Annotated in this window: 7 protein-coding genes; 1 reads left to right on the top strand and 6 read right to left on the bottom strand. The window is 71.8% G+C overall.

Annotated features, from left to right (window positions below; translation table 11 throughout):
• On the top strand, window positions 1–1603 hold a 1603-nt coding region (locus JHN45_RS48990), incomplete at its 5' end, for a hypothetical protein (RefSeq protein WP_307783427.1).
• Here JHN45_RS48990 and JHN45_RS48985 read toward each other — a convergent pair.
• The 6 genes from JHN45_RS48985 to JHN45_RS48960 form a co-directional block, all read right to left on the bottom strand.
• On the bottom strand, window positions 1604–4270 hold the full coding sequence (locus JHN45_RS48985) for a SpoIIE family protein phosphatase (RefSeq protein ID WP_201055958.1): 2667 nt from the start codon (window positions 4268–4270) through the stop codon (window positions 1604–1606). It lies immediately after the preceding gene.
• Between the two features lie 273 nt (window positions 4271–4543).
• Window positions 4544–4951 carry an ATP-binding protein gene (locus tag JHN45_RS48980; protein ID WP_201055957.1) on the bottom strand — a complete coding sequence of 136 codons (408 nt, stop codon included), beginning with the start codon at window positions 4949–4951 and terminating at the stop codon, window positions 4544–4546.
• Window positions 4952–5176: 225 nt separating this feature from the next.
• Window positions 5177–5608, bottom strand: coding sequence for a (deoxy)nucleoside triphosphate pyrophosphohydrolase (locus JHN45_RS48975; protein WP_201055955.1), 432 nt, complete (start codon window positions 5606–5608; stop codon window positions 5177–5179).
• Window positions 5609–5630: 22 nt separating this feature from the next.
• Window positions 5631–5822 carry an SPOR domain-containing protein gene (locus tag JHN45_RS48970; RefSeq protein WP_019072018.1) on the bottom strand — a complete coding sequence of 64 codons (192 nt, stop codon included), beginning with the start codon at window positions 5820–5822 and terminating at the stop codon, window positions 5631–5633.
• Between the two features lie 409 nt (window positions 5823–6231).
• Window positions 6232–6984 (bottom strand): GntR family transcriptional regulator, encoded by a 753-nt coding sequence (locus JHN45_RS48965; protein ID WP_019072017.1) that lies wholly within the window; start codon window positions 6982–6984, stop codon window positions 6232–6234.
• A gap of 147 nt (window positions 6985–7131) precedes the next feature.
• Window positions 7132–8243 (bottom strand): DUF4190 domain-containing protein (locus JHN45_RS48960; protein WP_236584957.1); only part of this gene is annotated, 1112 nt, incomplete at its 5' end.

Raw genomic sequence — 8243 nt, 5'->3', positions numbered from 1 at the left:
CGCGGCCTCTCACATATCCGTGCGGGTGGCGCATGCCGTGCTGGGTGGGGCGGCCGGGGTCGTGTGGCTGGTGTTGCCCGTGATGACGATCAATGCGGAGGTTCCGGTTGCGGCCACCCGGGCCGGGCCCGTCGCACAGCAGGACACCGCCTCCGCGCAAGCGGCCGACGGGACGTCCGCCGCCGACCTCGTCCTGCCGCTCGTCGCAGTCGCCGGGGTGGGGATACTCGCGGGGTACGGGTATGTACGGCGCACCCGTAGGGCCCGTACCCGTACGACTCCCGGGGTGGCGGCCCCCGTAGCACCGCCCACCGGACCGCCCGTAGTACCACCCGTGGTGTCGTCCCGGCCCCCCGTGACCCCACTGCCGCTGCTCGAACGCCAGGCCGGTGCCGCGCTCGTCCAGGCCGACGACTGCGTACGCACCAGCCGGGCGGAACTCGCCTTCGCCGAGGCGCGGTTCGGGTCGGCGGCCGTCGAGCCGTTCCACCGGACCCTGCGGGAGGCCGAGCGCGAACTCGCCGCCGCCTTCGCGATACATCTGCGCTACGGCCGAGGGGTCCCGGAGGGCGGCGAAGAGGAGGCGGCTCGCCGCCAGGCCCTCGCCGGCATCGTCGGACGGTGCGCCGAGGCCGGACGGCGACTGGATGCCGCGGCCCCGGGGTTCGACCGACTCCGGGCGCTGGAGCGGGAGATGGGCGGGGCGCTGGAGGTCGCGGAGGCGCGGTTCCGTGAACTGACCGGCCGTACCGGGGCCGTAGAAGCCGTACTCGCCGACCTGCACACCCGCTACCCGGCATCGGCCACCGACGCGGTCACCGGATACGTCGAACAGGCCAAGGACCGGCTGGTGTTCGCCACGACTCATCTCAACCAGGCCCGCCAGGCGGCCGACTTGGAGCGGACCGGGCAGGCGGTGCGCGAGCTGCGCGCCGCCGAGGGTGCCGTCGGTCAGGCCGACACCCTCCTGACCGGCGTCGACCAGCTCGCCGACTCCCTCGCCGCAGCAGCCGACCTGCTCCCGGCCGCGCTCACCGGCGCGGAGGCGGCAGGGGCCAGGAGGACCGGGCCGGCCAATGACATCGACGCCACCCTCGCCGGCGTACGGGAGGAACTGACCGACGGCCGTCCGTACGACCCCCTCGCCGCGCTGCGGAGCATCGTGCGGGCCGTGTCGCCGCTGGGCGCCGGGCAGGACGGTGTGCTCGGTGCCGCCGCGTGGCTCGTCGGCCGTAGTGACGTCGCCAGGCGGCCGGCTTCGTGGCGACGCACCGGGGCGCGGTCGGCCCCGGGGCACGAGCTCTCCTGGCGGAAGCGGAACGACTCCTCGACACCGACCCCGCCACGGCCGACGAACCCGCGCTGGCGGCAAGGGAGTCGGCCGAGCAGGACGTCCGTGTGCACGGCAACCCGTACTCCGGCACCGCCGAGCACACGGCCGGAGCCGTCCTCGGCGGAGTCCTTCTCGGCGAGAACCCGGACGGCGGCCCACCACCCGCCTTCGGCGGCCCGGACACCCGAAAGCGCGGGGAACCCGATACCCGGAGACTCGGGGAACCCGACCCGGGGTAGGTCCGCCTCCGACTCTGTCAGAACAGACTGATCAGAACAGGCTGAGCAGCGCCTCCGCCGGGTCCACCATCCCGGTTTCCCCGTCCGGCAGCGGCAGTTCGAACCACACCGTCTTGCCGCGTGGCGTCCGGCGTGAGCCCCAGGCCGCCGACAGCAGGCCGACCAACTGCAGTCCCCGGCCGCCCTCGTCCGTGTCCCGGGCGCGGCGGCGGCGCGGCTGGACCAGGCCCGCGTCCCAGACCTCGCAGACCAGGGTTCGGTCCAGGAGGAGCCGTAGCCGGATCTCGCCCTCGCCGTACCGGAGCGCGTTCGTCACCAGTTCGCTGACCAGCAACTCCGTTGTGTCGATGAGGGGTTCGAGGTCCCAGGACTGGAGTCGGGCGCGCGCGTACTCGCGGGCGCGGCCCACGCTGCGCGGCTCGCGCGGCAGCGTCCAGTCGCCGACGGAGTCCTCGGGCAGGCCCTGGACGCGGGCCATCAGCAGCGCGATGTCGTCCTCGCCGTGGTGGGTGTCGAGGGTGCTGAGGACGTGGTCGCAGACGTCCTCCAGGTCGCGGTGGGTCTCGGCGTTGAGTGCCGCCGCCGTGGACGGAGGGCCGTCGTTCGACGGGCGGTTGGGGTCGGTGAGGGCGCCCACGAAGGCCTGGAGGCCCTCGTCGAGGGGGTGGTCGCGGGATTCGACCAGTCCATCCGTGTAGAGCGCCAACAGTGCCCCTTCGGGCAGTTCGACCTCCACCTCCTCGAAGGGCTCGCCGCCGACGCCGAGCGGCATGCCGGGCGGCACGTCGAGCATCAGCGCGGCCTCGCCGGGTTCCACCAGGACCGGCGGGAGATGCCCCGCGTTGGCGAAGGTGCAGCGCCTGGTCACCGAGTCGTAGACGGCGTAGATGCAGGTCGCGAGGTACACCTCGGAGAGGTCGGCCTCGCGGGGGCGGCGGGCGGCGCGGGTGGCCTGCTGGACGCCGCCGGGGGTGCCGAGTCCGCGGGCGATCTCGTCCAGGGCCGACAACACCTCCGCCGGTTCCAGATCCAGCAGCGCCAACGTCCGTACCGCCGTGCGCAGTTCGCCCATCGCGACCGCCGCGCGCAGTCCGCGGCCCATCACGTCTCCCACCACCAACGCCGTGCGGTGGCCGGGGAGTTCGATGACGTCGAACCAGTCGCCGCCGACCTCCGTCGCCGCGTTCCCGGGGAGGTATCGGCACGCGATGTCGAGCCCTGAGGCCTCCGGGTCGCCGGGCGGGAGGAGGGAGCGTTGCAGTATCAACGCCCGTTCGTGCTCGCGCCGGTAGAGGCGGGCGTTGTCGATGCAGACGGCGGCCCGTGCCGCCATCTCCACCGCGAGGTCCCGGTCCCGGTCGCCGAACGGCTCGCTGCCCTTCGTCCGGGCGAACTGCACGAGTCCTACGACGGTGTCGTGGGCGACCATCGGCACGGCCAGCGTGGACTGGACGGGGCCGCCCTCCTCGGCGGGGACGTACTGCGGGCGGGCGGTGCGCAGGGCGTCCGCGCAGGGCGAGTTGAAGGGGTAGTGGTGGACCGCGTTGACGGCGACGGGTGCGCCGCCGCCGACGAAGGGGGCGTCGGAGACCGCGCTGGCGAAGGCCACCCGGCGCACTTCCGCGCTGCCGTCGGCCCGGCCGGGCGGGGTCTCGTCGCCGGCCAGGAGGCCCTGGTAGAGGTCGACGGTCGCCAGGTCGCAGAAGCCGGGGACGACGATGTCGAGGAGTTCGCGGGCGGTGGTCTCCAGGTCGAGGGAGTTCCCGATGCGGGCGCCGACCTCGTTCAGAAGGGCGAGATTGCGCCGCGCGGAGGCGGCCTCGCGGGCGGCGGCGCGGCGGGCGGTGACGTCGGTGCCGAGCCAGGCGATGCCGATGGGGCGCCCGCTGCCGCTGTGCACGCGGTAGAGGTTGATGGACCAGTGCCGACGCTCCTCGGAGCCGGGCACGAATCCGGTGACATGCATGTCCGTTATCGAGTTGCCGGTCTCCAGGACCCGGCGCAGGGTCGCGGTGACCCGCTCGGCCTCGGGGCTCTGCAGGTAGTCCTGGACGCTGTTGCCGCGGTGGTCGTCAGGGGTGCCGCCGAAGGTGTTGGCGATCTGCTGGTTGGCGCGCCGGACCCGCAGGTCGGGGTCGATCAGCAGGAAACCGAACGGAGATTGACCGAATATCGACTGCGAGGCGGCGAGATCGGTCTCTATCCGGCGCAGGATCCGGACGTCGACGACGATGCAGACGGCGGCCCGCTCGCCCTCCTCGGTCCGGGTCGGCATCACATAGACCTCGGCGAGGCCCTCCTTGGCCGCATCGCCCTCGGCGCTCTCGGGCACCCGGAAGGGCACCACACCGGTCCACTCCCGGCCGTCGAGGATCTCGGCCATCTTCCGCTGGCCGTGCTCGCGCAGCTCGGGGTCGACGAACGCCTCGATGGGGTCCATGCCGACCGCGTGCTCGGTGGAGATGCCGAAGAGCTGCTCGGCCCGCAGGCTCCACTGGTCGACCAGCCCGTCGGGGCCGATGGAGAAGGAGGCAACCTTGATGTAGTCGTAGATCGAGCCGGGTGGGCTGCTCTGCCACATGGCGTCGCCGACGGACATGGCGTCGACGGAGGGCACGTCGGCGAAGCCCACGGCATCAGCCCTCGCGCCGCCCGACGGGTCCTCGGACTCCGTGGCCTTCGCTGGTATCTCGCTCACGCGAACCGTCCCCTCCAGCTCACCGCGTCCGGCACCGGTCACCGGGGGCGGCTGCCCGCAGTATCCAGCACTACGGCGCCCCACAACACGGTGTTCACGATCACAGGACAATCCCGATGCATTTCGGACCGTCCCGCGACAACACTCCCAGTCTTCTAACCAGCGGACACGCGGTCGAACCACGCCGATCGACAACCGTCACAGGCCTTGACCAATCGATGGACACCGCTGTCCGGTTCGTACAGGAGCGTGCGCCCGCGCGCCGGCCCGGGTTCATTCCGGCACCGCGAGTTCGAACCACACCGTCTTGCCCGTCTCCCCGGGCCGGGTGCCCCAGCGGACGCAGGCGTCGGCGACCAGCTGGAGGCCGCGTCCGCTCTCGTCCTCGGGGCGGGCGACGCGCTCGCGGGGCGGGTCGGGGAGCGGGTCGGAGACCTCGACGAGGAGGACGCCGCCCGGGTGGGCGGGGCGCACCAGGCGGACGCCGATGGGGCCCGTGGCGTGCCGCAGCGCGTTGGTCACCAGCTCGCTGACCAGCAGCGTCGCGATGTCGTCGAGGGCGCCGAGGTCCCAGTCGCGCAGTTGACCGCGGACGGCCGAGCGCGCGGTGCGGACGGCTCCGGGGTCGGCGGGAAAGGTCCACTCGGCGCGGTCGCCTTCGGTGTCGATCAAGCCGATCACATCCCGGGCCGGCCCAGCACACCCATGTCCGATTTCATGGGGTTAATGGGCACATACCCGATATCAAGGGCCCGGTACCGCCCCGGAGGGCGCACTGTGGCACGAACGGCGTACACCGCACCCGGCACACTCCGCCCTCCCGCCCCCCAAGTGCATCCGGCGCGCCCGTCCGCCACGAACTACGGCGAGTTCGGCACGCCCGGCTCGTCCCGGCCTACGACGGGTTCAGCGCGCCCCGGCGTCGAGGAGCGCGAGCGTCTCCCGTACGGCGGGCACGTCCTGGTCGAGCCAGTCGACGGTCCAGATGTCCGCGGGGGCGAGCCAGCGCAGTTCGTCATGGTCCTGGAGGGGGCGCGGGCGGGGCGAACCGGGCAGCAGCCGGGCCGTCCAGACCTGGAGGACGTACGGCGGCCTCAGCGGCCACTCACCCGGGACGCGGGCGACGGTCTCGGCGTCGACGCCGAGTTCCTCGTGGAGTTCGCGCACCAGCGCGGCGTCGGGGCGTTCGCCGGGCTCCACCTTGCCGCCGGGGAGTTCCCAGCGGCCGGCCAGTTCGGGGGGTGCGCTGCGGCGCGCGGCGAGCAGCCTGCGGCCGTGGCCGTCGTCGCCGTCGTCGTCGAACAAGGCGGCTCCGACCACCACGATCCGTGTCGTCATGCGCCGGAGCCTACGGGGTGCGTCAGTTGCGGGTGGCGTCCCCGTTCTGCCCGATGCGCTCGACCCAGTAGAGCTGCTTGTGCTTGCGGTCGTCGAGGCTGTCCGCGATCTTCTGGGCCTCGGCGCGGGTCGCGTACCTGCCCACGCGGTAGCGATTGCCGTTGTCGTCCTGCCGTATCACGAGCCAGGGAAGAGTGATCGTGCCGTCGTTCATAGCGCCCCTCCGCTTCCCGCTCGCGGTTCGTGCCGTGCCCCACCCCATAAGGAAACCGCAATCCGCATATGCCGGAGCCTACGCCTAACCTTCACGCAGCGAATACGGCTTTTCACGAAGAGGTACGCAACCAGCCATGACGGAGGGGGCGCACGACTACGAACGCGCCGTTGGCGCACCTCGATGCATCCGGTCGGAGGCACGGTACAGGTCCCGCGAGCGACCTGCGAGAAAGACCGGAATCCAACGGCCCCCAAGGCAGGGCGGATTGACCGGTTCCGACGACAAGTGCCGGGAAAGTAGCGCTACTTCACCTGGAATGCACCCAACACGCCACTCGGCGCGCTACTTCACGGGAAGTCGGTGCATTGGAAGTCGGTGCATTGCTTCACGAGCAGGTGGTGGGCGATCACTTCACGGGAAGGTGGTAGGCGATCCGGTAGCGGTCGGCCGGGACGACCACGTCGGCCGTCTCCACCGCGCGCCCCGAGGCGTAGTACGTGCGCTGGATGACCAGGACCACATGCCCGGGGACTCCGCCCAGCGCGAGGAGTTCCTCGGAGAGGCCGGGCCGGGCGCCGACCTCCTCCGTGACGTTGTCCACGACGACGTCGATGGCCCGCATCCGCTCGACGACCCCCATGCCGCCGAGCGGGCCCTCCTCGGGCAGCATCACAGGCGTACGGCCGGTCACCGCGAGGGGTTCCCAGGACGTGGAGAGCATCATCGTCTCGCCGGCGTCCCGGAACACGTACTTCGTGCGCATCACGCGCTCGCCGGCCTGGAGGCCGAGCCGCTCGGCGATCGCGCCGCCCGCCTCGGTCTGCTCGCTGCTGGACTCCCAGGTGCCGCGCGCCTCGCCGTCGGCCTGCTCCTGCCGGAACGGTGTCGCACCGGCCGGCGGCCGGAACCCGGAGCGGGCGATCCTGCGCGGCACCGGACGCTCACGCACATAGGTCCCCGACCCGGAGCGGCCCTCGACCAGCCCCTCGGCCATCAGCACCTTGCGGGCCTCCAGGGCGACCGTGTCCGAGACGCCGTACTCCTCGCGGATTCTGGCCTGCGAGGGCAGCCGGGTGTGCGGGGGCAGCCTGCCGTCGACGATCTTCTTGCGGAGATCACCCGCGACGCGCAGATACGCCGGCTGCTCACCGAATGTCACTGGCCGCTCCCATCAGGTTGTACAGACAGCAACAGCCTGGCAACCGTGGGTTGTGCCATGCAAGCAAAGGCCAGAGAATCACTCGATGTGATGACTTGTGCCCGGCGTGGGCTTTACCCAGGCAGTTTCTCCCCGCTATAGAGGCCGTCACACCTCCAGACCGGTATCGCCTCCCCCGCTGTCCCCGCCGCTGTCGCTGTCGTCGTACGGCGGCGGGGTCGTGGCGAGCCCCAGAGCCTTGCGGGCGGTGACCGACAGATGGGGGTCGATGAGCTCGGCGCCCTTGTCGTAGTACCCGTAGAACTCGTCGGCGTCGGAGGCCCCGGCCGCCTTCGCCCACTGCTTCTGCGCCGCCCGCAGGTCCTTGACCAGGTCCGCGACCGGTTTCGCGGCGGCACTCGGCCACTGACGGCCTTCCAGCAGGTCGGCCTGGTTCGTCAGCGCGGTCGAGACCCGGCCCGCCCAGGCCCTGTGCCCCGGCAGGTCGTCCTCGACGTACCGCGCGTCGGGCGCGGAGTCGAGTGCCGCGTTGAGGACGTGGGCCGCCTTCAGATACGCGACCTGGTCCGCGTCGAGGGTCGTGGCGTCGTTGCGCAGCGAACCGCCGGGCAGACTCGCCTCCTCGTCCTTGTTGCCGAACACGCAGGTGATCTCGCGGTCGCCCAGGCTCCAGCTCTCCGAGGTCGGGGTGACGTAGTAGATGTCCACGTCGTCGGGTACGGCCCAGCCGTCCATGGCGTAGGAGTCCTGGAGCGCGTAGCACCTGTCGTCCGCGGTGGCCGTGACCTTCTTGTCCCCCGGGTACGAGTCGCCGCTCATCCGCACCACGGCGAACACCTCACCGTCGTGCTCGCCCGCGCAGGACACCACGTCGAAGTCGTACGCCATGCCCTCCAGCGAACCGCTGGGCGCGTCGAAGCACTGGCCCTTCCCGGGGGAGGCGCTCGCGCTGTTGCCACCGCTGACCTCGACGTCGTCGAAGAAGCCGGTCGCCGCGCCGGCCACCCCGAGCGCCCACAGCACCAGCCCGAACGACGAGAGCACGATGCCGGTCACCGCCATGCCCCGGCCGCGCTCGCCCCGCTTCTTCGTCTGGTTCAGCCCGATCAGCCCGAGGACCAGCCCGACGCCCGGGATGCAGCAGAGGATGCCGAGCACCAGGGCGGCGATGGACATGCCGTTGAGGGGCGCCGGGTTGTTGTACGGGCTGTAGCCCTGGGACCAGGTCTGGTAGGGCTGGGGCCCGTAGGGGGCGTAGG

The sequence above is a fragment of the Streptomyces sp. MBT53 genome (genome assembly GCF_016654115.1).
Taxonomy (GTDB): Bacteria; Actinomycetota; Actinomycetes; order Streptomycetales; family Streptomycetaceae; genus Streptomyces.
Note: the sequence above shows the minus strand (reverse complement) of the source record. Positions and strands in the feature narration are given on the sequence as shown.